Genomic DNA, 26,055 nt, shown 5'->3' with positions numbered 1-26,055 from the left:
TTTGGCATGGGTTTGATGTTACGCGCTGCATGTTTTAAGAGAACTTCATTGCGCTGATGGTGACTATCGATGCCAGCGATGGTCCCGCTTACGGGGCCATCACCGTGACCGTCATGGCATCTGCGGCAGTTCGTTGGGGCGCAGGTCAAACACCAGCACTTCGGCGTCCTCGCCATGGCTCAGGCGGATCTGGCGCTCGTCCCGCACTCGCACACCGTCGCCTTCCTGCAAGCGCTGACCATTGAGTTCAACGCTGCCGCGTGCCACATGGACGTAGGCGTAGCGATCCGGTGCCAGCTCCAGGCGGGTACTTTCGTCAGCGTCGAACAGCCCGGCATACACCCGCGCGTCCTGGCGCACTTTCAGCGAACCGTTGGCGCCGTCCGGCGAGATGATCAACTGCAAGCGCCCACGTTTTTGCGCTTCACTGAAGTGCTCCTGCTGATAGCGTGGCTTGGCGCCGGCTTCGTTGGGCACGATCCAGATTTGCAGGAAATGCACACCAAGGCGCTGGCTGTGGTTGAACTCGCTGTGGGCCACGCCGCTGCCGGCGCTCATCAGTTGCACATCGCCGGGGCGAATCACCGAACCAGTGCCCAGGGTGTCCTTGTGCTCCAGTGCGCCTTCAAGCACATAGGAGAAGATCTCCATGTCGCGGTGGGGGTGCTGGCCGAAGCCTTTACCCGCGGCGACACGGTCATCATTGATCACCAGCAGGTCGGAAAACCCCTGCTCCTTAGGGTTCCAGTAGTTGGCGAAAGAGAAAGTGTGGAACGACTTCAACCAACCGTGATTGGCGGCGCCGCGTTCGGAAGCTTTGCGAAGGGTCAGCATGGTCCAGTCCTCAAGTGAGCGCAGGCTGCGAGATGCAGAGCGCTTGCGTTGAGAAGAAGGTTAATGGTTAACAAAAGATTGATTAAGAAGGTGGAAATAGAATTACTGTCAACTTCAGGTTGACAGTAAAAGTCGTGCCATAATGCCCGTCGCACTCCTTCTCGATGGACATTTCCCGCTTATGAAAACCGTGGCCATGGCGCTGTTCCCGGACTTCCTGCTGCTCGACATGGCCGGGCCGCTTGAAGTGTTTTCGATTGCCAACCGCTATCTGCCGGCGGCCGATCACTACCAGATCCTGACCATTGGCACGGAGCCTGGTCCGTTGCGGGCATCCAATGGTGTGGTGGTCCAGACCGATCTACTGTTGGAACAGGCCCAGGCGGCTTATGACCTGCTGCTGGTGCCGGGTGGCCCAGGTGCCTATAACGAATGCCATCCCGCGTTGCTGCCTTGGCTGAAGGCCGCCGCGCCGCGTGCCCGGCGTTTCGGCTCGATCTGCACCGGGGCCTTTGTGCTCGGCCATGCAGGCCTGCTTGACGCGCGCCGCGTGACGACCCACTGGCACTACACCGAGCGCTTGATCAAGGCCTTTCCCAGCGCCATCGTCGAGACCGATCGCATTTACTTGCAGGACGGGCGCCTGATTACCTCCGGCGGCGTCACTGCGGGTATCGACCTGGCCCTGTCGGTGGTTGCCCAGGACCATGGCAAGCAAGTGGCGGTGGATGTGGCCAAAGTCTTGCTGGTGGTGATGAAGCGCCAGGGTGGCCAGGCCCAGTTCAGCCCCATGACGGCTGCGGTAGCGCCGCAGGAAACCGCGATCACCCGCGTGCAGAACCACGTGCTGGCGCATCTTGATCAGCCGTTTACCATCGAGTCCATGGCCGAACTGGCCGGCATGAGTGCACGCCATTTTGCGCGACTGTTCGCCAAGGACGTGCAGATGACGCCCATGGCGTTCTTGCAGGGCGCGCGCATCGACCGTGCCCGGCAACTGCTGGAAACCACCGACCTGCCGCTCAAGACCGTGGCGTTCCACGCAGGCTTTGGCAGCGTGCGGCATATGCGCTTTCTGTTCAGTGAAAAACTGGGCCTGAACCCGACCCAATACCGACAACAGTTCAGTTAACGACACAATGTCCGTCTGAGGCACTCGATTGTCCGTATCGCTCCCCGTGCCAGCATTGTCCTGTCATCGCTAGCTGGCAAGATAGGGCCGAGCCCATGGAAAAGGATGCGCAGGCACTCAAGCACGGGTGTTTCAGCGCAGTTACGGACATGCAAGATTCTGCGACGCTGAGCTTCGGCCCCTACACCTTTCATCGGCAACAGCGTCTGGTCAGCAAGTCTGGCTGGCCGGTGCCGTTGGGCGGGCGTGCGTTGGATATTCTTACGGTACTGCTGGAAGCGCCGGGGCAGTTCATCAGCAAGGCCACCTTGATCGAACGGGTCTGGCCCAACAGCGTCGTCGAAGACAATAACCTGCGCGTGCATATTGCCGCGTTGCGCCGGGCGCTGGACGGACGACGCCTGATCCTCAATCACCCCCAGCGTGGTTATTGCTTCATCGGCCCCGTGCAAGCCACTGTGCCGACGCTGCCGGCCGCGCATAACCTGGCTGCCCGGCTCAGCCCGGTGTTCGGTCGCGAAGAGCTGGTGAGCCTGCTGGCGCGGCGCTTGTCCGGGCAACGCTTGCTGACCCTCACCGGTGTGGCCGGCGTCGGCAAAAGTACGCTGGCCCTGGTCCTGGCCGAGCGCGTGTTGCCGCGCTATCGCGACGGGGTGTGGTGGCTCGACCTGACCCAGGTGCAAACCCTTGGCGAACTGCTTGCCAGCGTTGCCACGGTCATGCAGTTCAAGCCCACTGACAGCCTCGATGAGGTGTCTCGCCAGTTGGCCTCGCGCCAACTGCTACTGGTGCTCGACGGTGCCGACCTGTTGCTCGGCGCCTGTCGAAAGCTGGTGCGCACACTGCGCGAAAGAGCGCCCGAGGTGAGTATCCTGATCAGCAGCCGCGAACCCTTGCTGGCGCCCGGCGAGTGGGTGTTGCGTGTACCTGCGCTGGCACTGCCTTCACTGTCGGTGTGCCGCAGTATCGAGCAGGCCATGGCGTGGCCCGCAGTGCAGCTGTTTGTCGCCCGCGCCCGCGCCAGCCAGCAGGATTTTGTATTGCGGCCGCAGGACCTGGCGCCGTTGCGCGATATTTGTCGACGCCTGGACGGTATCCCATTGGCCCTCGAGCTGGCGGCCGCCCAGGTCGATGCGCTGGGCATCGGCGCAGTGCAGCAGCAGTTGCGCAGCGGCCTGCTGGGGCTGACGCGCGGTCGCCGCACAGCGGTAGAGCACCATCGCTCAATGACCGCGGCCCTGGATTGGAGCTACGAGCGTCTGAGCCTGCCGCAGTGCTGGCTGTTCTTGCAGTTGGGCTTGTTCAAGATGGCGGTGAGCTTGCCCACGTTGAGTGAGATGGTACGCGGTACCGAGCTTGAGCACGCCGACCTGACTTATCTGTTGGCGCGTCTGGTCAATACCTCGCTGCTGGTCATCGAGCCTGGTCTTGGCCCGCGGCGCTACCGGTTGCTCAACTGCGTGCGCAGCTATGCTTTGGCACAATTGCGTGATCCGGACCAGGTGCAGCGGTTGCAGCAAGGTTATGGAGACTGCCTGGATGCGTTTTCAGGCCGGCCGTTTGTCTTGCAACTGGTCGAGCAGGCCGCGCACGCGCATTAAGTCCTGGGTGGCGAAGCCTTCGGTAAATTGCGCGTGGATCGGGCTCAGCAGGTTCCTGGCAGCCAGGCTGCGCCCTTGCTGTTGCCACAGTTGCGCCAGGGAGTGCGCACATCGCAGCTCCCAGGCGAGCGCGCCTTGCTGGCGCGCCAGGCCAAGGGCCTGGAGCAAGAGGGCTTCAGCGACGCGCATATCACCTTGACGCGCCAACTGTTCGGCGCGCACCCGCAGGATTTCCGCGGCGCACCAGCCGGCAGCGCCAATGTGTGCCCTTTCGATGGCGGCCGCGTCGGCTTCACGGGAGCCGAGTGTGATCAAGGTATCCTCGATCAGTCCCAGACCCTGCAAATGGTTGTCACCCAGGATGCCGGCGTAATGCCCGGCCCAGGTCTGGAACAGTTGCACTGAATGCTTGTGGGATTGCTCCAGCAGCAGCGTTTGCAACGCGTGTGCGTCGTCTTCGGCGCCGTTGTAGCGGGCGATTACCACGCTGGCCAACGCCAGGGTGTAGCAAATCGATGTGCCGTGATTGATCTGCAGCGCCAGCTCCAGCGCCTGGCTGGCGGTGCGCCAGGCGCGCTCGGGAAAGCCTTGCAGCCACAGAATTCTCGCCAAGATGGTCAGGGACGCGACGTTCTGGTCGTACTGCACGCCCACGCCATGGGCGAAGCGGTTCACGTGGCCACTGTGGGTCATGCGCTGCAGCACCTGCTCGGCATGGTGACGAGCAAGCGGCTGATTGCCCATGTAGTGCTGGCCCAGCGCGCGCAAGCGTTGGACGCTGAGGTCCAGCAGCGGTTCGGTGCGCGGGTCGAGGCGCTCGAACTGTACGCTTTGCTCCAGCGCCTCGGCATAGCGTCCGGCACACAGGTTCACGGCCATATGGCCTGAGACCGCACGCAACTGGCCGGCCAGGTCCTGATTCATTTCGGCCAGGCGTGCGGCACCCACGAAGGCTGCGACGGTCTGGGGCGCGGGGCCCAAGGCATGGTACGAAAGACTGCCCAAAGCCAACTGCAATTGCAGGGTCAATTGGGTGCAAGGGGCCTTGACCTGATCAATCAGCGCCAGCGCCTTGTGCACATAACCGCCGTGCTCGCGCAGTAACGACAGCTCCTGCCACAGCGGCATCGCACTGACTGTCAGGCGAATGGCCAACAGGTGCTCGTTTTCCTCGGTAAAGCTCCAGTCGAGTGCGGCGCGCACGTCCTCGCGCAGCGGTGCGTAACGGTCGAGCCAGGGCTGCGTGGCGATCAGTTCCCAGTCGCCTTGCGCCTGTTCCATCAGCGCCAGGCACCTGGCGGCGTGGCGTTCGCGAGTGGCGTGCAGCTCGCCCGCCTGGCTGAGCTTTTCCAGGGCATAGGTGCGGGTAATATCCAGCAGGCGATAAACCATCTCGTCATCGCTGGCTTCCACGTTCAACAGCGACTTGGCCACCAGTTGCGTGATGGAGCCCAGCACCTGGGCCGGGGCAATGTTTTCCCCGGCGATCACCGCCGCCGCGCTGACCAGGCTGAAACCACCGCGAAACACCGCGAGCCGGCGCAGGCAGATTTTTTCGCATTCGGTGAGCAGGTCAAAACTCCAGTCGAGCGTAGCTCGCAGGGTTTGCTGGCGGGGCAGGGCACTGCGTCGCCCGCGGGTCAGCAGACGGAAGTTGTCCTCCATCTGCACCAGCAGCCCCTGCAAGCCAAAGCGTTCGATCTGCGCGGCGACCAGTTCGATCGCCAGGGGAATGCCGTCCAGGCGCTGACAAATATCGATTGCCAACGGCAGTTCGGCTTCGCTGAGGGCAAAGCTGTCCTGATGAGACATCGCCCGCTCGATCAGCAACTGCATGGCCGGGTAACCCAGGGCCTGGGCACGGTTGCCGGTGGCGGGCGGGCAGGCCAGCGGTTCGAGGCGTTGTACATGTTCACCCTCGGCGCGCAGGGCTTCGCGGCTGGTGCTGAGAATGTGCAGGTGCGGCGCATGGCGCAACAGGGTTTCGCTGATCAGGGCAATGTCGTCGAGCAGGTGCTCGCAATTATCGATCACCAGCAGCATCTGGCGCGCCTGCAGGCTGCGGGCGAAGCTGACCAGTGGCGCATTTTCGCCGGGAGTGAGGCCGAGCAGGGCGGCGAGATTGGGCAGGATCATCGATGCGGCGCTCAGCGGCGCCAGGTCCAGCAGATGAATCCCATCGCGGTAATGCCCGATCAGCAATTCGGCGACACGCAGGGCCACGGTGGTCTTGCCGATGCCACCGGCGCCGGTCAGGGTGATGAAGCGTTGCTGCGGCAGTTGCTGCACCAGCGCGTCGATCAGGGCCTGGCGGCCGATCATTCGCGTGCGTCGCAGCGGCAGGTTATGGCGCGGGCGCTGGGGGGCGCCGTCAGTGGGTAGCGTCATCGGTTCGATGCTCAGTGGCGCAACAAAGCTGTAGCCGCGCTGGGCGACTGTGACGATATAGCGCTGCCCGGCCTGGCCGTCACCCAGCGCCTTGCGCAACGCCGCCATGTGTACCCGCAGGTTGCCGTCTTCCACCACGCTTGTGGGCCAGACCCGCGCGATCAGCTCCTGCTTGCTCACCACATTGCCGGCCTGCTCCAGCAGGATCAGCAGGATATCCACCGCCCGCCGCCCCAGGCGCAACGGGCGACCAGCCTCCAGCACCAGGCGCTGGCGCGGGTGGATGCAGTAGGGGCCGAAGTGCACGGCCTGGTCGCTCAGGTCTGTCATGGTTGCCCAGGTTCTGGAGTAGGGGTTGGGCCAGCATATTCCAGCTGCGTCACGACCACTAGGCGGCGATCACGGCAGGCTTGGAGCGCGAGTGGTGATTTCGCCAGGTCATCGGGTTCACGCCTTCGCTACGCGTGAACATATGGCAGAAGTGCGCCTGGTCGCAGAATCCGCATTCCAGGCTGATTTGCGTGAGGCTCAAGGACGAACCGGTGATCAATTCCTTGGCCCGCAGAATCCGCTGCTGGCGAATCCATTCCTGGGGCGACACCCCGGTGGTGCATTTGAAGGCGCGGGAGAAATGGCTGCGCGACAAGGCGCAGGCCTGGGCCAGGTCGGCGATGGCCAGGCTTTCGCCGAGATTGGCGAGGATCAATTGCTTGGCGATGCGCTCGCGCCGGGGGCACAGGCCACCGGTGGCGGACAAACGAGGGGCATATTGCTCAAGTCGGGCCATGACAAATATCCGCAGTCGATGGGAGCGTTCCCGTGAATGGATGCAGTGTAGACGCGGCTTATCTTGTTGCCGGGCCGCCTGGCTGACGAGTTAATCGTTGTTAATTTCGCCAGGTGCCGTCGCATAAAAGACAGCACGGCTATGCAATCGCAGGCGTGCGGGGCATGCTTTGCTTGCCCTCTGCAAATTGTCTGGATACCGCCATGAACCGCAACGACCTGCGTCGCGTCGATATGAACCTGCTGGTGATTTTCGAGGCCCTGATGTTCGAAAAAAACCTGACCCGGGTCGCCGAGAAGCTCTTCATGGGCCAACCGGCGGTCAGCGCGGCGCTGGGCCGTCTGCGCGATTTGTTCGACGACCCGTTGTTGCTGCGCAACGGTCGCGGCATGGAGCCCACGCCACGTGCGGTGGCAATACTCAAGGAGCTGCAACCGGCCATGGACACCATCTCCGGCGCCGTCAGCCGCGCCAAGGATTTCGACCCTTCCACCAGTTGCGCGGTGTTTCGCATTGGCCTGTCCGATGACGCCGAGTTCGGGCTGTTTCCCGCGTTGCTCAGCCAATTGCGCGAGGAGGCCCCGGGCATCATCGTGGTGGTGCGCCGGGCCAATTACCTGTTGATGTCATCGCTGCTGGCCAGCGGCGAAATTTCGGTCGGGGTGAGCTACACCACCGAACTGCCGGCCAATGCCAAACGTAAGAAACTGCGGGATATTCCCTGCAAGGTGTTGCGCGGGGATGACGGTGAGGCGCCGCTGAGTCTGGATGACTACTGCGCCAGGCCCCATGCAATGGTGTCGTTTTCAGGGGACTTGAGCGGCAATATCGATTTGGACCTGGCGCGCATCGGTCGCTCGCGGCGGGTGGTGCTGGCGGTGCCGCAGTTCAGCGGGTTGCGCGCGTTGCTGGCGGGTACACAGATCATCGCGACCGTGCCGGACTACGCAGCGTGCGCGTTGACCGAAGGCACCCGCTTGCGGGCCGAGGATCCGCCGTTTGCGATTGATGCGGCGGAGCTGTCGATGGTCTGGAGCGGGGTGCATGACAATGACCCGGCGGAGCGCTGGCTACGCGGGCGGATTGCCGAGCATATGGCGGCGAGCTGACTGCCAAGTGACTGTCGGTGATCTCCTCCCACAGAAACCCAGACAGCACATACATCCAATTCCCAGTACCCCCGGCCCGGCAAACTCCTCCCATCGCTCAATCCTGCGGGGGAGTCACCCAATCATGGACCCAACACCTAAAACCAGCTCTGACGAAGTCGTCACGCTGGTCGTCAAGCACCGGGTCAAGCCCGGCCGTGAAACAGAGTACGAAGCCTGGCTACGCCGCATCGTGCGTATCGCTGGCGAACGCCCCGGCCACCTGGGCGTCGACGTGGTGCGCAGCCAGCAAAACGGCACGGCCCTGTTCACCTGCGTATTGCGCTATAGCTCCACCGATGCCCTGGAACTGTGGCTCGACTCCCCACAACGCCAGGCCCTGATCGACGAAGCCGCGCCGATGCTGGCTGACGGCGATCAGACTGAAATCGGCGGCGCCAATGAGTTCTGGTTCGCCCCTCAGGCCGACGGCGCCGCCAAGCCGCCGCGCTGGAAGCAGGCGGTGGTCAGCCTGCTTGTGATCCTGCCGCAAACCTTGCTGCTGCCCTTTATCTGGGGGCCGATCCTGCGGCTGCATCCGTTTTTGTCCAACTACGTGGTCTCGACCTTTTTGGTCACCCTCACCATCGTGCTGTTGGTGGTGTACCTGCTGATGCCGGCAGCCACCCGCCTGTTCGCTCCCTGGCTTGAAGCCTCTGTAAAGGAAACCCTATGAACGCCGATCTGATTCTGTTCAATGGCCAGTTCCACACCGTGGACCGGGAAAACCCACGTGCCAGCGCCGTCGCCATTCGCGACGGGCGCTTCGTCGCTGTCGGCACTGACGGCGAGGCCATGGCCCTGCGCGGCAACGGCACCCTGGTGATCGACCTCAAGGGCCGCACCGTCATCCCCGGCCTCAACGACTCGCACCTGCACCTGATCCGTGGCGGGCTGAACTACAACCTCGAACTGCGCTGGGAGGGTGTGCCGTCCCTGGCCGATGCCTTGCGCATGCTCAAGGACCAGGCCGACCGTACCCCCACGCCGCAATGGGTGCGCGTGGTCGGCGGCTGGAACGAATTCCAGTTCGCCGAAAAACGCATGCCCACCCTGGAAGAACTCAACCAGGCCGCGCCGGATACGCCGGTGTTCGTGCTGCACCTGTACGACCGCGCCTTGCTCAACCGTGCGGCGCTGCGCGTGGCCGGCTACACCAAGGACACGCCGAACCCACCGGGCGGCGAGATCGTACGTGACAGCAACGGCAACCCCACCGGGATGCTGGTGGCGCGGCCCAACGCGATGATTTTGTATTCGACCTTGGCCAAAGGCCCGAAACTGCCGCTGGAATATCAGGTCAACTCCACCCGCCAATTCATGCGCGAACTCAATCGCCTGGGCCTGACCAGCGCTATCGATGCCGGCGGTGGTTTCCAGAACTACCCGGACGATTACGCGGTGATCGAGCAACTCGCCAAGGACCAGCAGTTGACGGTGCGCATCGCCTACAACCTGTTCACCCAAAAGCCCAAGGAAGAACTCAGCGACTTCAAGAACTGGACCGGCAGCGTCACCCTGCATCAGGGTGACGACTACCTGCGCCACAACGGTGCCGGGGAGATGCTGGTGTTCTCCGCTGCGGACTTCGAAGACTTCCTCGAACCACGTCCGGACCTGCCGCTGACCATGGAACAGGAGCTGGAACCGGTGGTGCGCCACCTGGTGGAACAGCGCTGGCCGTTCCGCCTGCACGCCACTTACGACGAATCCATCTCGCGTATGCTCGACGTGTTCGAGAAGGTCAACCGTGACATTCCGTTCAATGGCCTGCCGTGGTTCTTCGACCATGCCGAAACCATCACCCCGAAAAACATCGAACGGGTGCGCGCCCTCGGCGGTGGTATTGCGATCCAGGATCGCATGGCGTTCCAGGGTGAGTACTTTGTCGAGCGCTATGGCGCCAAGGCCGCCGAAGCCACGCCACCGATCAAACGCATGTTGGCCGAAGGCGTGCCGGTAGGGGCGGGCACCGATGCCACGCGGGTCTCCAGCTATAACCCCTGGACCTCGTTGTACTGGATGGTCAGCGGCCGCACGGTCGGCGGTCTGGAGCTGCACGCCGAGGGCTTGCCGCGCCTTACCGCGCTGGAGTTGTTTACCCACGGCAGCGCCTGGTTCTCGTCCGAGCAGGGCAAGAAAGGCCAGATCAAGGTCGGCCAGTTGGCGGACGTGGCCGCGTTGTCGGCGGACTTCTTCAGTGTCGATGAAGAAGCCATCAAGTGGATCGAGTCGGTACTCACCGTGGTCGGCGGCAAGGTCGTCTACGGCGCTGGCGACTTCGAAGATTACGCCCCGCCGCGCGTGCCGGTGCTGCCGGACTGGTCGCCGGTGGCCAAGGTGCCGGGGCACTGGCGCCCGACTTCGCCGATGCAGGCGCAGGTACATCAGTGCAGCGGCCCGTGCGGCGTACACGCCCACAGCCATGAAAAAGCCCGTCTTTCCAGCGTGCCGGTCAGCGACTTCCAGGGTTTCTGGGGCGCGTTCGGCTGCTCGTGCTTTGCCTTTTAATCAGCAAATCGAAGGAGTTAACCCATGACTTACAAGCGCTTGAACAAAGATGACGCCGTTGTACTGCTGGTCGATCACCAAACCGGTCTGATCTCCCTGGTGCAGGATTTTTCCCCCAACGAGTTCAAGAACAACGTGTTGGCCCTGGCCGACGTAGCCAAGTTCTTCAACCTGCCGACCATCCTGACCACCAGCTTTGAAAGCGGCCCCAACGGCCCACTGGTTCCGGAACTCAAGGCACTGTTCCCGGACGCGCCGTACATCGCTCGCCCTGGCCAGATCAACGCCTGGGACAATGAAGAGTTCGTCAAGGCCGTCAAGGCCACCGGCCGTAAGCAGATCATCATTGCTGGTGTGGTGACGGATGTGTGCGTTGCCTTCCCGACCCTGTGCGCCCTGGCCGAAGGCTTCGAGGTGTTTGTGGTCACTGACGCCTCCGGCACCTTCAACGAGACCGTGCAACAAGCTGCCTGGGCACGTATGACCGCCGCCGGTGCGCAACTGGTGAACTGGTTCTCGGTGGCCTGCGAGCTGCAAGTGGACTGGCGCAACGACATGGAAGGTCTGGCCAACCTGCTGTCGCCGCGCATCCCCAACTACCGCAATCTGATGAACAGCTACTCGGCGTTTACTGCCAAATAACCGGTTCTCGAAACTTGTAGGTAATCCCTGTGGGAGGGGGGGCTCCCGATAGCGGTGTAACAGTCAGCGCTGTTGTGTCTGACCCACCGCTATCGGGAGCAAGCCCCCTCCCACATTTGATTGTGTTCACATTTTTGGTTTGTGGCGTGGCCACTGGCAGGTTATAAAACAGCCCATCGTCCACTGAGTAGCGACAATGAACCCCTTCGAAGACATGCGCCTGTTCTGTCAGGTCATGGAGTCCGGCAGTTTCACCGCCGCCGCCGAGCAACTGGGCCTGTCCAAGCAATTTGTCAGCCGCCGCCTGATCCAGCTGGAAGAACGCCTGGGCGTGCGCCTGCTCAATCGCTCCACGCGGCGCCTGGATGTCACGCCACTGGGCCAGAGTTACTACGAATCCGCCTTGCGCCTGCTCAGTGATGTCGAGCAGGTGGAGCAGGGCATTGCCGGGCAGAACAGCGAACCGCGCGGCACGATTCGCCTCAGTGCGCCGCTTTCGTTTGCCATGGCGCACTTGGGTTGCCTGCTGCCGCTGTTCCTGCAGCGCTATCCCGACGTGTCGGTGGAGGTTGATCTCAGCGACCGCCCGGTAGACCTGATCGGCGAAGGCTACGACTTGGTGCTGCGGATCGGCACCCTGGAAGACTCCACCTTGATCGCCCGCCGTATCGCCAGCATCCCGAGGGTGTATTGCGCCAGCCCCGATTACCTGGCGTTGCGCGGCACGCCGCAAAAACCTGACGACCTTGCCGACCACGATTGCCTGCCCTACGGTCACGGCCGCCAGGTGCAATGGCGTTTCAAAGGCAAGCTGCAAGCGCTGAATGTGAGCGGGCGCATGCGGGTCAACAACGGCGATTTGCTGCGTGATACCGCCATTGCCGGGCTGGGGGTTACCTACCTGCCGACGTTCATAGTCGGCGAGGCATTGAAGGACGGTCGCCTGGTCAGCGTATTGGACGAGTTCGCGCCCGAAGCCCTGACGTTGTCGGCGGTGTACCCCCAGCACCGGCAGAGTTCACGGCCGGTACAGGCGTTGGTCGAGTTCCTGCGTGAACGCCTGGCTGGCGGTTGCTGATACGTGTGGGAGCAGGCCAGCCAGCTCCTGTAATTTGAATAGCGTCAGGCGTTTGCAACGTTGGTTAATTCAAGGCCCGCCACATACCGCTCCAGATTCGCCAGGAACGTATCCGCAATCTCCTCCTTGCTGTTGGTAGAGATCGCCGACGTATGCGGCGACAACCGCACCCTGGGATGGGTATACAGCGGATGCCCGTCCGGCAACGGCTCCGGCTCGGTCACGTCGAGCGATGCCAGCCCGATCTGCCCGTTATCCAGCGCCTCCAGCAGCGCCTCCTGATCCAGCAAGCCACCGCGTGCGATGTTGATCAGGTGCAGCCCCGGCTTGGCGCTGCCCAGTACGTCACGGTTGATAACGTGCCGCGTTGCCTCGGTCAGTGGTGCCGCCACCACCAGGTGGTCGGCGCGGGCGAACAGGTCGTGGATGTCAGTGGCGGCCTCCACGCCGGCGCTGAACGGAGCCTGGCTCTGACGCAGCGCGATCACCTTGAGGCCAAGGCCCAGGGCTTTTTGCGCCAGGCTTTCGCCAATCGCCCCAAAGCCCAAGATACCCAGGGTGGTACCTTTGAGCGGGCGCAGGGCGGTGAAATTCCACTGCGAGTCTTTCACCCAGATGTCCGGCAGGTGTTTGGCGGCGGCAAAGATTGCTGCCAGGGCGAATTCGGCCAGGTTGTCGGCCGCGCTGCCCCGGGACGTGCTCACAGGCGGGCCGTTGAACAGCCACTGCGGGTAGAAGTCGATGCCCGATGACACCAGGTGCACCCATTGCGCGCCGTAGGGCCAGCCCGGTGGGGGCGTGTCGGGGGCGATATAGCCGCGCACATTGATCGGGCGCAACAGCAGGATATTGGCCTGGGGTGGCAGGTCGTTCGGCGCACCCACCGGCACACCGATCACCTGAGCTTGGGGGTGCAGCGGCGCCAGTCGTTCGCGAATGACCTGGTTGAAGTCTTCGTCCAACTGGCTGGCAATTATCACGTGGCTCATGGGCGCTCCTTCTGGTGTTGGGTAAACACGGCTCTGCCGACACCTTGCAGCACGGCGTCGTTTTGTGGGGTATGCACGCGGCTGCACAGCACATCGCGGTAATGCCGTTGCAGTGGGCTATGGCGTGACAAGCCTGGGTTGCCCGAGGCTTCGATGGCCAGCTCGACGGCGCGGATCGCGTTACCGGTCACCAGGTATTTCAATTGTGCGGCGTTGGCGGTCGGCGTGTGGCCTTGAGCGGCAGCCTCAAGCAGGCTGCGATTGGCGAACAGCAAGGTGTCGATATGGCCGACGGTTTCCTGAAAGCGCGGCAAAGTGGACAGCGCAGCACCCAGGTTGGATGGCTTGCGCTCTTGCAGCCAATTCACCAACCAGTCCCGCGCCGCCTGGGCCACCGCGTCGTAAACCGACGACAGCAGCACCGACATCCACAGCAAGCCTTCGCCATCCAGCTCCGGCTGCGGCGCGTTAAAGGGGCTGACGCTGACGGCGTGGTCCAGTGGCACCAGTACGTTGTCGAGCACCACCTCGTGGCTGCAAGTGGCGCGCATACCCAGGTGATCCCAGGTGTCGATGATGCTCACGCCGGGGCTGTCCTTGGCCACCAGCCAGGCGCCCACCAGCGGGTCTGCGTCGTCGCTGCGCGCCCATACGCTGAACCAGCTCAATCCATGGCTGCCGGTGGAGTAGAGTTTGCGCCCGCTGATACGCCAGCCGTCAACGGTGCGCACGGCGGTGGTGGCGGGTAAACCGCCACGGGCCGGTGTGCCCAGGTCCGGCTCGACGCGCAGGGCATTGATCAGCGCACCGTTGCGCACCGCGTCCTCGGCGATGCGTACGCGCAGGTGCCGGGGCCAGGTTTTGCTGTCTTGCAGGCGGGCGTGTTGCAGGTACTGCATCACCAGGATCAGCGCGGTGGATGGCTCGCCCTTGGCGACGGCGCTGATGGCCTTGCGCGCCTGTGCCAGGCTGGCACCGCCGCCGCCGAGGGCGCTGGGGACGGTGAGGGCGACCAGGCCGTGTTGGTGCAACAGGTTGAAGTTGGCGTGGGGGAAGGCGCCGCTTTCGTCATAGACATGAGCGGTCCCGGCCAGTTCGGCGCTGAGGCGGGTGAGCGTGGTGTCGAAATCGACGACGTCTACAGCGCGTAGAGACGAGTGAGTCATCAGCATGTACTCGGTCAAGTGTGGGAGGGTGTCTAGCCTTGAGCGGGGCTCGCACTGCATCCCTCTTTAGCGCGAGGCCTGGTCGAGGGTGGCACGCTTGGCGTTAAAGCTTGGGTCGAAGCCTTGGGAGACATCGATGCGATTGGGCAGCAGCCCCTCTTTTACATACGTGTCGGCGGTGGCTTGCAGGCCGCTGATCACCGCGTCGTCAATCGCGACCGGCGACAGGTGAGTGTCCTTGGCCACTTCGATATGCACGGCCAGCGGCAAGCCGGTGATCCTGGCCTGGGCGGCGGCATACTCATCGGGGTGGGCGTTGGCCCAAGCGTAGGCGCGGTCAACCCGTGCGACAAAGTCGTCCAGTTGCGCGCGCTTGTCGGCAATGGCCTGGCCGGTCGCAGCGAAGTACAGGTGATTGCTCAGCAGGTGTTTACCGCTGACCAGCACGCGAGCGTTGCTCTGTGAGGTGACCACGGTGGTGTACGGGTCCCAGGTGGCCCAGGCGTCTGCAGTGCCGTTGTCCAGCACCAGCCGCGATTCGGCAGGCAGCAGGAATATGAACTGCACATCCTGAGTGCTCAGGCCCGCATCGTTCAGGGCCCTGATCGCCAGGTAATGCCCGATGGAGCCGCGCCCGGTGACGATTTTTTTGCCTTTGAGATCGGCCGCGGTCTTGATCGGCGAGTCCTTGGGCACCAGCAGCGCGGTGGTGTTACGCCCTTGTGCATGGATGATGCTGATCACTTTGAGCGATGCGCCGGCGCCCAGGGCGAACACATAAGGAGCGTCACCGAGGGCGCCGACATCAACGGCGCCGGCATTCAGCGCTTCGCCCAAGGGCGAGGCCGAGGGGAATTCCGACCACTTGATTTCGTAGGGCACGTTGCGGGTTTCGCCAGAGGCTTCCAGCAGCGCCTTGATCGTGGATTTCTGGTTGGCCACGCGCAGCGGTTGCAGGTCAGCAGCCTGTACGCTGGACAGCAGGCCGAGGGCCAGGGCGGCGCCCAGTAGCAGGTGTTTGAAAGGGATGGCGTACAGCATGGGACACACTCCAGGCGTTGGATAAGGGGGATACCTCCACCTGGAGAAGGGGTCGGATAGGCGAAAACGATGCAGCAGCAGGTCAGATCACGTAGAAACCATGGGTGCCGTCGCGGGCCAGTTGCTCGACCAGGCCGAACTCCCAATCCAGGTAAGCCTGCATGGCTTCCCGTGGGTTGTCGGTGCCTTCGTAGGGGCGACGGTAGCGGTCGATACGCGGTGAGGCGAGGTGGGTTTCGCCTTCCTCCAGGGGCAGTTGCGCGGCGATCCAGGCGGCAGTGCCGTCCTGCAACACGAACACCTGCTGGCCGGTCAGCGCTTGCACCTCGGCCACCGCCAGGCGTGCCAATTGGCTGCTGCCGCAGGTCAATACGTAGCGCTGGGCACGCGGCACCTTGGCCAGGGCCTGGGGCAGTTGCGCACGCAGCACCCACCAGGCACCGGGGATATGGCGTTTGACGTAATTGGCGCTCGCGGTGAAGTCCAGCACCACGGTGTCACCATGGCCCAGCCAGTCGGCGAGGGTGTGCGGGCTGATCAGTTCGGCCTGGGGTGGCGCAGGCACTGGCGCGACCCACCCGCCGCGTTCGCTGAAGTGCTCGGCTTGCAGATCATCCAGCACGTGCACTTGCCAACCCAACTGAGCCAGCCAGGAGGCGGACATATTGGCACGCACGCCGTCATCATCGACCAGCACCAGGCGCGCACCGCGTACGCTGGCGACGTGGTCGGTTTCCTGCACCAGTTGCCCGCCGGGTGTGGCGCGTGCCCCGGGCAGGTGCCCGGCTTCGAATTCTTCCGGGGTGCGCACATCGAACAGGTAGGTGGTGCGCGTCGTGTCCTGCTGCCAGTGGTGTAGATCGCCAAGGGTGGCGCGGCCGACACGGGCCTTGTCGGCAACGCGGCGTGCAGCCTCGGCGGCGGGTTGGCGATGTTCCTCTGGCGTTGGCGCGAAGCGGCGGGCTTGGCTGTGGGCAAGTGTTTGCCCGGCCAGGGTCCAGCCGATGGTGCCGTTGCGTAGCGCCGCGACCGGGTTGGGAAGGCCGGCATTGATCAACGACTGGGTACCAATAATGCTGCGGGTGCGCCCGGCGCAGTTGACGATAATGCGCGTGGCCGGGTCTGGCGCCAGTTCGCGGGCGCGCAAGACCAGCTCGGCACCCGGCACGCTGATACCGGTTGGAATACTCATGGTCTGGTATTCGTCGAAACGGCGGGCATCGAGCACCACCACATCGGCCTGGCTGTCGAGCAGGGCCTGGACTTCTTCGGCGGCCAGGGATGGCGTGTGGCGCTGGCTTTCCACCAGCTCGCCAAAGGCTTTGCTCGGCACGTTGACGTCGATAAACAGCTCGCCACCCGCGCGGCGCCACCCGTCCAGTCCCCCCTCAAGCAGGCTGACCTGGGTGTAGCCCAGCTCAAGTAGACGTTCGGCAGCGCGGCTGGCCAGCCCTTCACCGTTGTCATACAGGGTGACCTGGGTATCGCGGCGTGGAATGCGTGCGTACACCTCCAGTTCCAGCTTGGACAGCGGGATATTGGCGGCGAACAACGGGTGGGACTCGGCAAACGGCGCCTCTTCACGCACGTCGATCAACGCCAGCTCCTCACGGTCCAACAGGGCCTGGCGAATCTGGGCAAAGCTGCGGGTCGATACGGTGGTCATAGGGCAGGGCTCTTTTCTTTGGACAGGTCCCAGATGTTCGGGAGCGTGGCGTTGGAATAACCGGAGATAAACAATTTTTCGCTGCCGTCGGGTTGGTACACCGCACGGCGTACCGCACCGATATTGGCGCCGTATACATGGATGCTGATGGACACCTGATCGCGGTGGGCATTGCTGACCTGATGGATATCGCCGATCTTGGGCGATACCGCCTCGACCTGGCCCGGCAGCAGCTGGACGGGTGAGCCGTGCGCCACCAGGCTGCCGTCGGGCGCACGAGCAAAGCCCTGGGTAAACTCAGCGCCCCGCAACATGCCGATCAGCCCCCACACCCGATGGTCATGAATCGGCGTGCTTTGCCCTGGCCCCCACACAAAACTGACCAGGCTGAAACGCTGGCGCGAATCGGCATGCAGCAAAAATTGCTGATAGCGCTCGGGATCGGGCTGGGCGAACTCGTCGGGGAGCCAGTCATCACGGCTGACCAGTTGCGCCAGCAGCTTGCCGCCGCGGTGCAGCAGGTCGCCTTCACGTGGGTTGGCGTCGATCAATTCCGCCAGGGCGCCTATGAAGGCTCTGAGTCTTTCGGGGTGTCGGGCCTGGGGCATGACCATTCCATCGTGCTGTTGTGATGGGTTTATATAAGCATAATGTTTATAGTTAATATGCTATTTTTTAATGATTAGCTTATAGCCACAGGTAATTTAGAACCGCCGTGAATAGCGTTAGACGTTATCGATCCCAAGGCGGGCTATCCAGAGCGGTGCGCGACAACTATGCTTCACGCACATCTTAATGACTGATCTCTATGTGCGGCCCAAATGAAAATTGACGATATCGATGCCTTTGTCGAAGTGATTCGTTGCCAGTCCATCAGCCATGCCGCCGAGTCGTTGCAACTGACCCAGCCGGCTATTACCCGCCGTGTGCAGAACTTCGAGCAGGCGCTGGGGGTGGAGCTGTTCGACCGCAACACCAAACCCCTCAAGCCGACGCTGATCGGCACCCGCGTCTATGAACAATGCCGGCTGATCCTGCGCGAGATGGATGCCCTGCGCGAACTGGTGGCCACTGATGCACCGCCCACCGGCGTGTTACGCCTGGGCGTCCCGCAAACCATTGGCGATGTGGTGTTGCTGGATGCGCTCAAGCACCTGCGCACTGAATACGCCGACCTGCGCGCCCAGGTTGCCACCGGCTGGGGCAGCCAATTGGTCGGCAAGATCGAACGCGGCGAACTGGATGCGGCGGTGGCGTTGTTCCCGGCGGGCAAGATTTTCCCGGACAACATTGTCGGCGAGTCCATCGGCAAGATGGAGCTGGTGGTGGTCTGTGCCAAAGCGCAGTTGCCGAAGAAGCCGTGCAAGCTGGCGGACGTGTACCAGAACGGCTGGATCCTCAACCCGGATGGTTGCGGCTTCCGTGCCGGGTTGCAGCGCACCTTGTCGGACCAGGGCCTGGCGTTGCGGGTCAACCTGGAAACCTTCGGCACCGAGTTGCAACTGGGCCTGGTGGCGGATGGGCTGGGCCTTGGCCTGGTGCCACGTCCGTTGCTGGAACGCAGCGCTCAGCGTGAGCACCTGGCAGTGATGCCGCTCAAGGATTTCAAACCGGTGATGGATTTGTGGCTGATCTATCCGCACTTTCTCGGCAACCTGCAAGGGCCGGTGGATGCGTTCGGGCAATGGGTGGCGGCTTCTTTGCATAAGGTTCGGGAAGTGGCGTGATATGAAAAAAAATAATAATTAGCTTAGATTAAAATGTGCTTTTTATTATTTTTTTGCTTCCCCTAGGCTGGCCTGACGTCCTTAAGGCCATCCAGGAAGTTTTGTCATGAGCAGCGTCACCTCGCTATCGAGTGTTTCCAATACTGTCCGCCAACGTGTTACGCCAGAGGAATGGGAGGTGCGTGTCAAACTGGCCGCCGCCTATCGCCTGGCGGCCCTGTACAAGTGGACCGACCATATCTATACCCATTTCTCGGCCCGTGTGCCGGGGCCCGATGAGCATTTCCTGATTAACGCCTTTGGGCTGTTGTTCGATGAAATCACTGCGTCCAACCTGGTTAAGGTCGATCTGGACGGCACTCTCGTCGATGACCCTACGGGCCTCGGCATCAACTACGCCGGTTATGTGATCCACAGTGCCATTCACGGCGCGCGCCACGATTTGCAAGCGGTACTGCACACCCATACCCGCGACGGTATTGCCGTGTCGGCGCAGAAGGGCGGCTTGCTGCCGATCTCCCAGCACGCCATTGCGTTCTCAGGGCGCGTGGCCTACCACGGCTATGAAGGCGTGGCCCTGGACCTGGACGAGCGCGAGCGGCTGGTCGCGGATTTGGGCGACAAGAGCGTGATGATCCTGCGTAACCATGGCTTGTTGACGGCGGGTGTCAGCGTTGAGCACGCCTTTCAGCAACTGCAAGGCCTGGAGCGCGCGTGCAATATCCAGATTGCTGCGCAGGCGGCGGGGAATGCCGAGTTGGTTTTCCCGCCCGCAGAGGTGGTAGCCAAGGTCGAGCAGCAGGCCAAGGTGTTCAGCAATGGGGAAGGGCCGGGCGTGGCACGGCATTGGAATGCGCTGGTACGCCAGTTGGAGCGCACTGATACTGACTACAAGAACTGATCCTGAGTGCGCAGCAAATCAAATGTGGGAGGGAGCAAGCCCCCCCCCACATTGTTCTTAAGCCACTTGCTGGGTCTGTTCCCTCTCTGCGACCAACTGGCGGGTGAGGGGAATCAACTTCTTGCCATAGTCGATCGCATCATTGAGCGGATCAAACCCGCGAATCAGGAAAGTGGTAATCCCCAGGTCGTAGTAATCCAACAGTGCCTCTGCAACTTGTTCTGCGGTGCCCACCAACGAAGTGGAGTTGCCCTGTGCCCCGAGCAACCCGGCGATCCCGGTCCACAAACGCTTATCCAGCCGCGACCCCTGTGCCGCCGCCGCCAGCAACCGCCGCGAGCCTTCATTCGGCGGTTCACGGCGCACAAAGCCATGCTGCTCGGCCAGTGCTGTGGCCTGCTGCAGAATCTGCTCGGCACGTTGCCACGCCAGTTCCTCGGTCTCGGCGAGGATCGGCCGTAGAGACAAACTGAAGCGAATCGTACGCCCATGCCTGGCCGCTTCTGCCCGCACCTGGGTCACCACTTCGCGTACCTGTTCATAGGTCTCCCCCCACAGCGCATACACATCCGCGTGCTTGCCGGCCACTGCGATCGCAGCAGCTGAGGAGCCGCCAAAGTACAGTGGAATATGCGGTTGTTGCGGCGACTTCACCGTGGAGTGCGCGCCTTGCACTTGGTAGTACGTGCCGGTGAAGTCGAAGGGATGCTCGCTGGTCCATTCCTGGCGCACCACGCTCAGGTACTCGTCGGTGCGCGCATAGCGTTCATCCTTGCCGATATGACTGCCATCGGCACGCAGTTCGTTGTCATCGCCACCGGTGATGATGTGCACGGCGGTACGCCCTCCGTTGAACACATCCAGCGTGGCGAACTGGCGGGCAGCCAGGGTGGGCTGGGCAAAGCCCGGGCGGTGGGCGATAAGAAATTGCAGTCGGGTGGTGACGCTGGCCGCATGGGCCGCGATCAACGTGCTGTCCGGGCTGTTGGAATGGAATGCCACCAGGGCGCGGTCGAACCCCGCCGTTTCGTGGGCACGGGCGACGCTTTCAACGTAGTCCGGTTGCAGAGTCGGGCCGCTGCGCGGGTGGATTTCCGAGGCGTGATGGCCGCCGATATAGCCGATGAATTCGATGCTCATGGTCAGGTCCTTGTCGAGGTCGGTAAACAAGCCTCCACCGGGCAGGGGGTCGGTCCGTCGCATGAAAGTAGGGCTCACGGGCGAATCTGTAAAATGCCGATTGGTTCTAACCTAATTATAAAATTAAAGAATAATTATGATTGATTATTATAGAAGCTGTTTTTTGGCTTCGATCTCAAATGGAGAGCGTTTATAGATAAGGCCTCTAAAAACCTGTCCTCGGACGTGGCGCATTTCTAATGCCTCGCCTTGGCTCGACAGCGCCTGCAAATGAACTACCTTGAGTGACGAGCCCTCCCAATCGGTACTCAAGTATGCGCAGCTTATGGACGCGGTATCTGGCGTTGCTGGAAAACGACCTGAGCACCCAGATTTTCGACAACGTGAAGAACCTGTTGGTGTGCGCGCTGTTGTTTGCAGCGGGTACCGATACGTTGATGGGGCGGCGTGAGTTATTTATCGGGGTGTTCGCTTCCAACGTCGCTGGTTGGGGGCTGATTATCCTGTCGGCGTTGTTGATGTTGTTGAATGTCAGTGACGGTATCCGCCGACTCGCCAGGTTGCCTTATCACCTGGCGTTGCAAGTGTTATTGATCCTGGTGTATGTGGTGATTGCAGAGCGGGTGGTAGAGATTGTGTGGGGCTTCCGCGCTCATTAACGTATCCTCCGCGCCTCGCTTATCACTGATTTAAACAAAGATGACAGGACAAGATATGCAGGCGCTGCTCGAGTCGATTCTCGACGAAGTGCGCCCCCTGATCGGCCTCGGCAATGTGGCCGACTACATCCCTGCGCTGGCCGACGTGCCCGCCGACCAACTGGGCATTGCGGTCTACGGCAACGATGGCACGGCCTACAGCGCCGGTGATGCCGACACACTGTTCTCGGTGCAAAGCATCTCCAAGGTCTTCAGCCTGGTGCAGGCTATCGATCACGGCGGCGAGAGCATCTGGGAACGCCTGGGCCACGAACCTTCGGGGCAGCCGTTCAACTCCATGGTGCAACTGGAATTCGAACGCGGCCGCCCGCGCAATCCGTTTATCAATGCCGGCGCTCTGGTGATCTGCGACATCAACCAATCGCGCTTTGCGGTGCCGATCTTATCGATGCGCGACTTTGTACGGCGCCTGTCGGGCAACCCGCAGATCCTGGTCAACAGCGTGGTCGCCGAATCCGAAGCCCAGCACGGTGCGCGCAATGCGGCCATGGCCTACCTGATGAAATCCTTCGGCAACTTCCATAACGATGTGGACGCGGTGCTGCACAGCTACTTCAACTATTGCGCGCTGCAGATGAGCTGCCTGGACTTGGCCCGGGCCTTCAGTTTCTTGGCCAATGAAGGCGTGAGTGCCCACAGTGGCGAGCAGATTTTGACAGCGCGCCAGACCAAGCAGGTCAACTCGATCATGGCCACCAGCGGGCTGTATGACGAGGCGGGCAATTTTGCCTATCGCGTTGGGTTGCCGGGCAAGAGCGGGGTAGGCGGGGGGATCGTCGCGGTGGTACCGGGGCAGTTTACGGTGTGCGTGTGGTCGCCGGAGTTGAACGCGGCAGGGAACTCGCTGGCGGGGATGAAGGCGTTGGAATTGTTGAGTGAGCGGATTGGGTGGTCGGTGTTCTAGGGGCGAGTGGAACGCTGATCAACAGGCGCTATAAAAACACAATGTGGGAGGGGGCTTGCTCCCGATAGCCGTGTGTCAGATATAAATTAATTGACTGACGCACCGCTATCGGGAGCAAGCCCCCTCCCACATTTGCATCTTCAGTGTTCTGGGGAGTGGTGTACGGCCTGGCTTTATGCGGCGGGGCAGGCTTCACCAAGACTTTGTCTACCAGCAACTGCGCGCCTTCAGCATCCGGCAGATGCCCAGCGTTCATCCAGGCTGCCTGCGTCATCCTTGACGATCTTCGCGAGCAAACTCGCTCCTGCAGGAATCTAGCGACGTGGCTTTTTGAGGCGCGGCACAATCATGCCCACCTCACGCCTGTAGCGTCGATACCGCTCACCAAACAGCTGCACCAGATCCCTTTCTTCGAAACGGGCACCCACGAACAAATAAACCGACATCCCCAGCGCAAACAACAGATGGCCTGCCGTCATATGCGGGGTTGCCCAGAAAGCGATCAAAAATCCCAGGTACATCGGGTGACGCACGACACGTTAGAGCAGCGGCGTTTTAAATATCGCCGCCTTTTGTGGGGTGTTTCGCCAATGATCAACGGCCTGTTTTAACCCGAACAGCTCGAAGTGACTGATCAGGAAGGTTGCCAGCAACACCATGCCCCAGCCCAGCCAGAACACACCTGACAACAGTGCCTTGGCCCAAGCCGCTTCAACCTCCCAGACGGTGTATGGAATGGGTTGCCACAGCCAGAACATCAACCCAAGCACCAGGCTGCTGAGCAGCACATAGGTGGAACGTTCAGCCACGGGGGGAATGAGTGTGGTCATTGTGTTCTTGAAGCTTCTACGTGCCATGAGGCTATGCTGGGCAGCGAACAGAATCATCAGCAGGCCGTTACTCAGCGCTGCAAGCGGCCAGTTGACAGGTTGCCCATCGTTAATGGCTTTGGGCACCAGCACGCTACCAGTGAAGCCTATAAGGTATAAAAACACGGTCAGGAAAATCAGATAGCAGGCAATGCTGTAGAGCAGCCAGGCCAGATGTACCGTGAGGTCGTTGGTTTGTTTTTGCGGACTCATGACGATTCCTTTCGCACATGGTGAGGGGATAAGTGAGTCAGACTAGTGGAATTTGTGCGGCCCTTAACCTGTGAGAATTGACAGTTGCTTAGATGGATTGGCGATTATCTTGCGTGGATTGTGGTGTGCTTGCCCAAACAAAAAATGCGCCCCTGGGGGCGCATTTTTTGTCAGTCAGCAATCACCTATTCAGGCAATCGCATCCCAAGCCCGATCACCGTTCTCGTCCTTGATCCGAGTCGGTAAGCCCATCACGTCCAGCGCTTTCAGGAACGGCTCAGCCGGCAGTTCCTCGACGTTGGCCATGTGCTTCACATCCCATTCACCACGCGCAACCAGCAGCGCTGCGGCTACCGGTGGTACGCCTGCGGTGTAGGAGATGCCCTGGCTGTCGGTCTCGGCAAAGGCTTCTTCATGGCAGGCCACGTTGTAGATGAACATCTCGCGTGGTTGGCCGCCTTTGGTGCCTTTGACCAGGTCGCCGATGCAGGTCTTGCCGGTGTAGCCCGGGGCAAGCGATGACGGGTCGGGCAGCACGGCCTTGACCACTTTCAACGGCACCACTTCCAGGCCTTCGGCGGTCTTGACCGGTTTTTCCGAGAGCAGGCCGAGGTTTTTCAGCACGGTGAACACGTTGATGTAGTGCTCGCCAAAGCTCATCCAGAACCGCACGTTGGGCACGTCGAGGTTTTTCGACAGCGAGTGCACTTCATCGTGGCCGGTGAGGTAGAGGTTTTGCGAGCCGACTACCGGCAGGTCGTCGGTACGTTTGACTTCGAACATGGTGTTGCTGGTCCACTGGCTGTTCTGCCAGCTCCACACCTGCCCGGTGAATTCGCGGAAGTTGATTTCCGGATCGAAATTGGTGGCGAAGTATTTGCCATGGGAGCCGGCATTGACGTCGAGAATGTCGATCGAATCAATGCGGTCGAAATGCTGTTGCTGCGCCAGCGCGGCGTACGCGTTGACGACACCCGGGTCGAAGCCCACGCCAAGGATGGCGGTGATGTTCTTCTGTTTGCACTCTTGCAGGTGGTTCCATTCGTAGTTGCCGTACCACGGCGGGGTCTCGCAGACCTTGCCCGGCTCTTCGTGGATGGCGGTGTCGAGGTAGGCAACGCCCGTGTCGATGCAGGCACGCAGCACCGACATGTTGAGGAACGCGGAACCTACGTTGATGACGATCTGCGACTCGGTCTCGCGGATCAGGGCCTTGGTCGCTTCCACGTCCAGGGCGTTCAGCGCAAAGGCCTGGATATCGGCGGGTGCCTTGAGGCTACCCTTGGCCTTGACGCTGTCGATGATGGCCTGGCATTTGGAGATGTTGCGCGACGCGATAGCAATACGACCGAGTTCGTCGTTGTGCTGCGCGCACTTGTGGGCCACCACCTTGGCGACACCTCCTGCACCAATGATAAGAACGTTCTTTTTCAATTGCTTTATTTCTCCTATATCCGCCAGCTTAGGAAAGGCTGGACAGGTAGTCGTCGTAACCAAATTCACGAACCACCTCGACTGTACCGTCGAGTTGTTTCACTACGATGGACGGCATTTTCAGGCCGTTGAACCAATTTTTCTTGACCATGGTGTAGCCCGCGGTGTCGATGAACGACAGCCGATCGCCGATGGCCAGCGGACGATCAAATTGATACTCGCCGAAGATGTCCCCGGCCAGGCAGGATTTGCCGCACACCATGTAGGTATGTTCGCCCTCGCTCGGCGCCAGCTTGGCGTTGAGGCGATAGATCAGCAGGTCCAGCAGGTGGGCTTCGATGGAGCTGTCTACTACGGCGAGGTTCTTGCCGTTGTAGAGGGTGTCGAGCACGGTGACTTCCAGGGAGGCGCTATTAGTGATCGCTGCTTCGCCGGGTTCCAGGTACACCTGCACGCCGTACTTCTCGGAAAACGCCTTCAAGCGTGCGCAGAACGCGTCCAGCGCATAGCCTTCACCGGTGAAATGGATGCCGCCGCCGAGGCTGACCCATTTGACCTTGTGCAGCAGCTCACCGAAGCGTTCCTCGATGGTGCCGAGCATCTTGTCGAACAGGCTGAAGTCGCCGTTCTCGCAGTTGTTGTGGAACATGAAGCCGGAGATCTGATCGATCACGGCATCGATCTTCACCGGGTCCCACTCGCCCAGGCGGCTGAACGGGCGCGCAGGGTCGGCCAGCAGGTAATCGGAGCTGCTCACCTGCGGGTTTACGCGCAGGCCACGGGTCTTGCCTTCGCTGCGCTCGGCAAAGCGCTGCAGCTGGCTGATGGAGTTGAAGATGATCTTGTCGCAGTTCTCGAGCATCTCTTCGATTTCATCGTCGGCCCAGGCCACGCTGTAGGCGTGCGCTTCACCTTCGAACTTCTGGCGACCGAGCTTCAACTCGTACAGCGACGACGAGGTGGTGCCGTCCATGTATTGCTGCATCAAGTCGAACACCGACCAAGTGGCAAAACACTTGAGCGCCAGCAGAGCCTTGGCGCCGGACTGCTCGCGCACGTAGGCAATCTTCTGCATGTTGACCAGAAGCTTCTGTTTATCGATGAGGTAGTACGGCGTTTTGATCATTTTTGAGAGCCTGCGGCGGTGCCTGCCAAAAAAGGACAC

General features: G+C 61.6%; 24 protein-coding genes. 11 read left to right on the top strand and 13 right to left on the bottom strand.

Going from position 1 to position 26,055, the window contains the following annotated elements:
- Window positions 1-111: 111 nt before the first annotated feature.
- Window positions 112-834, bottom strand: coding sequence for a pirin family protein (locus tag E4P00_RS11720; protein WP_005787654.1), 723 nt, complete (start codon window positions 832-834; stop codon window positions 112-114).
- A 181-nt stretch (window positions 835-1,015) separates the two neighbouring features.
- Between E4P00_RS11720 and E4P00_RS11715 the strand changes: the two genes are divergently transcribed.
- Window positions 1,016-1,966: a GlxA family transcriptional regulator gene (locus tag E4P00_RS11715; RefSeq protein ID WP_103734407.1), complete on the top strand. Its 951-nt coding sequence runs from the start codon at window positions 1,016-1,018 to the stop codon at window positions 1,964-1,966.
- 95 nt (window positions 1,967-2,061) lie between these two features.
- Window positions 2,062-3,567 carry a winged helix-turn-helix domain-containing protein gene (locus tag E4P00_RS11710; RefSeq protein WP_248131526.1) on the top strand — a complete coding sequence of 502 codons (1,506 nt, stop codon included), beginning with the start codon at window positions 2,062-2,064 and terminating at the stop codon, window positions 3,565-3,567.
- Here E4P00_RS11710 and E4P00_RS11705 read toward each other — a convergent pair.
- Window positions 3,514-6,285 carry a winged helix-turn-helix domain-containing protein gene (locus E4P00_RS11705; protein ID WP_248131523.1) on the bottom strand — a complete coding sequence of 924 codons (2,772 nt, stop codon included), beginning with the start codon at window positions 6,283-6,285 and terminating at the stop codon, window positions 3,514-3,516. The two genes, E4P00_RS11710 and E4P00_RS11705, sit on opposite strands and share 54 nt — an antisense overlap.
- Before the next feature lie 58 nt (window positions 6,286-6,343).
- Window positions 6,344-6,742, bottom strand: coding sequence for an AraC family transcriptional regulator (locus E4P00_RS11700; RefSeq protein ID WP_005787660.1), 399 nt, complete (start codon window positions 6,740-6,742; stop codon window positions 6,344-6,346).
- A 203-nt stretch (window positions 6,743-6,945) separates the two neighbouring features.
- On the opposite strand from E4P00_RS11700, the gene E4P00_RS11695 reads away from it, so the two are divergent.
- The 5 genes from E4P00_RS11695 to E4P00_RS11675 all read left to right on the top strand — a co-directional run bounded on the left by E4P00_RS11695 (window position 6,946) and on the right by E4P00_RS11675 (window position 12,121).
- Entirely contained in the window at window positions 6,946-7,851 is a 906-nt protein-coding gene (locus E4P00_RS11695; RefSeq protein WP_032876265.1) for a LysR family transcriptional regulator, read from the top strand.
- 124 nt (window positions 7,852-7,975) lie between these two features.
- Window positions 7,976-8,566 carry an antibiotic biosynthesis monooxygenase gene (locus E4P00_RS11690; RefSeq protein ID WP_032876263.1) on the top strand — a complete coding sequence of 197 codons (591 nt, stop codon included), beginning with the start codon at window positions 7,976-7,978 and terminating at the stop codon, window positions 8,564-8,566.
- Entirely contained in the window at window positions 8,563-10,401 is a 1,839-nt protein-coding gene (locus E4P00_RS11685) for an amidohydrolase (protein WP_078821116.1), read from the top strand. Before E4P00_RS11690 ends, E4P00_RS11685 begins: the two co-directional genes overlap by 4 nt.
- Window positions 10,402-10,425: 24 nt before the next feature.
- Window positions 10,426-11,043 (top strand): isochorismate family cysteine hydrolase YcaC, encoded by a 618-nt coding sequence (gene ycaC / locus E4P00_RS11680; RefSeq protein WP_005787666.1) that lies wholly within the window; start codon window positions 10,426-10,428, stop codon window positions 11,041-11,043.
- A 196-nt stretch (window positions 11,044-11,239) separates the two neighbouring features.
- Complete coding sequence (locus E4P00_RS11675; protein WP_005787668.1) at window positions 11,240-12,121, top strand: LysR family transcriptional regulator; 882 nt, start codon at window positions 11,240-11,242, stop codon at window positions 12,119-12,121.
- A 44-nt stretch (window positions 12,122-12,165) separates the two neighbouring features.
- On the opposite strand, the gene E4P00_RS11670 is transcribed toward E4P00_RS11675, so the two are convergent.
- The 5 genes from E4P00_RS11670 to E4P00_RS11650 form a co-directional block, all read right to left on the bottom strand.
- Window positions 12,166-13,110, bottom strand: a complete 945-nt coding sequence (locus E4P00_RS11670) for a D-isomer specific 2-hydroxyacid dehydrogenase family protein (protein ID WP_032876254.1) — start codon at window positions 13,108-13,110, stop codon at window positions 12,166-12,168.
- Window positions 13,107-14,276: an acyl-CoA dehydrogenase family protein gene (locus E4P00_RS11665; protein WP_248131521.1), complete on the bottom strand. Its 1,170-nt coding sequence runs from the start codon at window positions 14,274-14,276 to the stop codon at window positions 13,107-13,109. Before E4P00_RS11665 ends, E4P00_RS11670 begins: the two co-directional genes overlap by 4 nt.
- Window positions 14,277-14,342: 66 nt before the next feature.
- Window positions 14,343-15,317, bottom strand: a complete 975-nt coding sequence (locus E4P00_RS11660) for an ABC transporter substrate-binding protein (RefSeq protein ID WP_248131519.1) — start codon at window positions 15,315-15,317, stop codon at window positions 14,343-14,345.
- An 82-nt stretch (window positions 15,318-15,399) separates the two neighbouring features.
- Entirely contained in the window at window positions 15,400-16,983 is a 1,584-nt protein-coding gene (locus E4P00_RS11655) for a rhodanese-related sulfurtransferase (protein ID WP_103734399.1), read from the bottom strand.
- The gene (locus tag E4P00_RS11650; protein ID WP_248131517.1) at window positions 16,980-17,591 is read right to left on the bottom strand and encodes a cysteine dioxygenase; all 612 of its coding nucleotides are present in this window, start codon (window positions 17,589-17,591) and stop codon (window positions 16,980-16,982) included. Before E4P00_RS11650 ends, E4P00_RS11655 begins: the two co-directional genes overlap by 4 nt.
- Before the next feature lie 213 nt (window positions 17,592-17,804).
- Here E4P00_RS11650 and E4P00_RS11645 point away from each other — a divergent pair, with 213 nt between their 5' ends.
- The gene (locus E4P00_RS11645) at window positions 17,805-18,710 is read left to right on the top strand and encodes a LysR family transcriptional regulator (RefSeq protein WP_078821120.1); all 906 of its coding nucleotides are present in this window, start codon (window positions 17,805-17,807) and stop codon (window positions 18,708-18,710) included.
- Window positions 18,711-18,816: 106 nt separating this feature from the next.
- Window positions 18,817-19,611: a class II aldolase/adducin family protein gene (locus tag E4P00_RS11640; RefSeq protein ID WP_005787679.1), complete on the top strand. Its 795-nt coding sequence runs from the start codon at window positions 18,817-18,819 to the stop codon at window positions 19,609-19,611.
- A 57-nt stretch (window positions 19,612-19,668) separates the two neighbouring features.
- On the opposite strand, the gene E4P00_RS11635 is transcribed toward E4P00_RS11640, so the two are convergent.
- Window positions 19,669-20,751 carry an LLM class flavin-dependent oxidoreductase gene (locus E4P00_RS11635; RefSeq protein WP_248131536.1) on the bottom strand — a complete coding sequence of 361 codons (1,083 nt, stop codon included), beginning with the start codon at window positions 20,749-20,751 and terminating at the stop codon, window positions 19,669-19,671.
- 314 nt (window positions 20,752-21,065) lie between these two features.
- Here E4P00_RS11635 and E4P00_RS11630 point away from each other — a divergent pair, with 314 nt between their 5' ends.
- Entirely contained in the window at window positions 21,066-21,410 is a 345-nt protein-coding gene (locus E4P00_RS11630; RefSeq protein ID WP_005787683.1) for a hypothetical protein, read from the top strand.
- 55 nt (window positions 21,411-21,465) lie between these two features.
- Window positions 21,466-22,374: a glutaminase B gene (gene glsB, locus E4P00_RS11625; RefSeq protein ID WP_032876236.1), complete on the top strand. Its 909-nt coding sequence runs from the start codon at window positions 21,466-21,468 to the stop codon at window positions 22,372-22,374.
- Between the two features lie 314 nt (window positions 22,375-22,688).
- Here glsB and E4P00_RS29020 read toward each other — a convergent pair whose 3' ends face one another.
- The 4 genes from E4P00_RS29020 to E4P00_RS11610 form a co-directional block, all read right to left on the bottom strand.
- Entirely contained in the window at window positions 22,689-22,907 is a 219-nt protein-coding gene (locus E4P00_RS29020) for a hypothetical protein (RefSeq protein ID WP_348984609.1), read from the bottom strand.
- A gap of 6 nt (window positions 22,908-22,913) precedes the next feature.
- The gene (locus E4P00_RS11620; protein ID WP_348984608.1) at window positions 22,914-23,456 is read right to left on the bottom strand and encodes an isoprenylcysteine carboxylmethyltransferase family protein; all 543 of its coding nucleotides are present in this window, start codon (window positions 23,454-23,456) and stop codon (window positions 22,914-22,916) included.
- A 189-nt stretch (window positions 23,457-23,645) separates the two neighbouring features.
- The gene (locus tag E4P00_RS11615) at window positions 23,646-24,890 is read right to left on the bottom strand and encodes a saccharopine dehydrogenase family protein (RefSeq protein WP_248131515.1); all 1,245 of its coding nucleotides are present in this window, start codon (window positions 24,888-24,890) and stop codon (window positions 23,646-23,648) included.
- A 28-nt stretch (window positions 24,891-24,918) separates the two neighbouring features.
- Entirely contained in the window at window positions 24,919-26,016 is a 1,098-nt protein-coding gene (locus E4P00_RS11610) for a carboxynorspermidine decarboxylase (protein WP_103734394.1), read from the bottom strand.
- Window positions 26,017-26,055: the final 39 nt, after the last annotated feature.

Origin of the sequence: Pseudomonas sp. B329 (assembly GCF_023127835.1) — a bacterium.
Taxonomy (GTDB): domain Bacteria; phylum Pseudomonadota; class Gammaproteobacteria; order Pseudomonadales; family Pseudomonadaceae; genus Aquipseudomonas; species Aquipseudomonas synxantha_A.
The sequence above is the reverse complement of the archived record's forward strand: the minus strand, read 5'-3'. Positions and strand labels throughout refer to the sequence as shown.

What these genes read in the sequence shown, in the direction of transcription:
- E4P00_RS11655 (WP_103734399.1), bottom strand. Translation starts at nt 16,983, where the DNA reads ATGACCACCGTATCGACCCGCAGCTTTGCCCAGATTCGCCAGGCCCTG.
- E4P00_RS11675 (WP_005787668.1), top strand. Translation starts at nt 11,240, where the DNA reads ATGAACCCCTTCGAAGACATGCGCCTGTTCTGTCAGGTCATGGAGTCC.
- E4P00_RS11710 (WP_248131526.1), top strand. Translation starts at nt 2,062, where the DNA reads ATGGAAAAGGATGCGCAGGCACTCAAGCACGGGTGTTTCAGCGCAGTT.
- E4P00_RS11705 (WP_248131523.1), bottom strand. Translation starts at nt 6,285, where the DNA reads ATGACAGACCTGAGCGACCAGGCCGTGCACTTCGGCCCCTACTGCATC.
- E4P00_RS11630 (WP_005787683.1), top strand. Translation starts at nt 21,066, where the DNA reads ATGCGCAGCTTATGGACGCGGTATCTGGCGTTGCTGGAAAACGACCTG.
- E4P00_RS11715 (WP_103734407.1), top strand. Translation starts at nt 1,016, where the DNA reads ATGAAAACCGTGGCCATGGCGCTGTTCCCGGACTTCCTGCTGCTCGAC.
- glsB (WP_032876236.1), top strand. Translation starts at nt 21,466, where the DNA reads ATGCAGGCGCTGCTCGAGTCGATTCTCGACGAAGTGCGCCCCCTGATC.
- E4P00_RS11645 (WP_078821120.1), top strand. Translation starts at nt 17,805, where the DNA reads ATGAAAATTGACGATATCGATGCCTTTGTCGAAGTGATTCGTTGCCAG.
- E4P00_RS11700 (WP_005787660.1), bottom strand. Translation starts at nt 6,742, where the DNA reads ATGGCCCGACTTGAGCAATATGCCCCTCGTTTGTCCGCCACCGGTGGC.
- E4P00_RS11620 (WP_348984608.1), bottom strand. Translation starts at nt 23,456, where the DNA reads ATGAGTCCGCAAAAACAAACCAACGACCTCACGGTACATCTGGCCTGG.
- E4P00_RS11665 (WP_248131521.1), bottom strand. Translation starts at nt 14,276, where the DNA reads ATGACTCACTCGTCTCTACGCGCTGTAGACGTCGTCGATTTCGACACC.
- E4P00_RS11690 (WP_032876263.1), top strand. Translation starts at nt 7,976, where the DNA reads ATGGACCCAACACCTAAAACCAGCTCTGACGAAGTCGTCACGCTGGTC.
- E4P00_RS11660 (WP_248131519.1), bottom strand. Translation starts at nt 15,317, where the DNA reads ATGCTGTACGCCATCCCTTTCAAACACCTGCTACTGGGCGCCGCCCTG.
- E4P00_RS11650 (WP_248131517.1), bottom strand. Translation starts at nt 17,591, where the DNA reads ATGCCCCAGGCCCGACACCCCGAAAGACTCAGAGCCTTCATAGGCGCC.
- E4P00_RS11720 (WP_005787654.1), bottom strand. Translation starts at nt 834, where the DNA reads ATGCTGACCCTTCGCAAAGCTTCCGAACGCGGCGCCGCCAATCACGGT.
- E4P00_RS11685 (WP_078821116.1), top strand. Translation starts at nt 8,563, where the DNA reads ATGAACGCCGATCTGATTCTGTTCAATGGCCAGTTCCACACCGTGGAC.
- E4P00_RS11670 (WP_032876254.1), bottom strand. Translation starts at nt 13,110, where the DNA reads ATGAGCCACGTGATAATTGCCAGCCAGTTGGACGAAGACTTCAACCAG.
- E4P00_RS11695 (WP_032876265.1), top strand. Translation starts at nt 6,946, where the DNA reads ATGAACCGCAACGACCTGCGTCGCGTCGATATGAACCTGCTGGTGATT.
- E4P00_RS11640 (WP_005787679.1), top strand. Translation starts at nt 18,817, where the DNA reads ATGAGCAGCGTCACCTCGCTATCGAGTGTTTCCAATACTGTCCGCCAA.
- ycaC (WP_005787666.1), top strand. Translation starts at nt 10,426, where the DNA reads ATGACTTACAAGCGCTTGAACAAAGATGACGCCGTTGTACTGCTGGTC.
- E4P00_RS11635 (WP_248131536.1), bottom strand. Translation starts at nt 20,751, where the DNA reads ATGAGCATCGAATTCATCGGCTATATCGGCGGCCATCACGCCTCGGAA.
- E4P00_RS11610 (WP_103734394.1), bottom strand. Translation starts at nt 26,016, where the DNA reads ATGATCAAAACGCCGTACTACCTCATCGATAAACAGAAGCTTCTGGTC.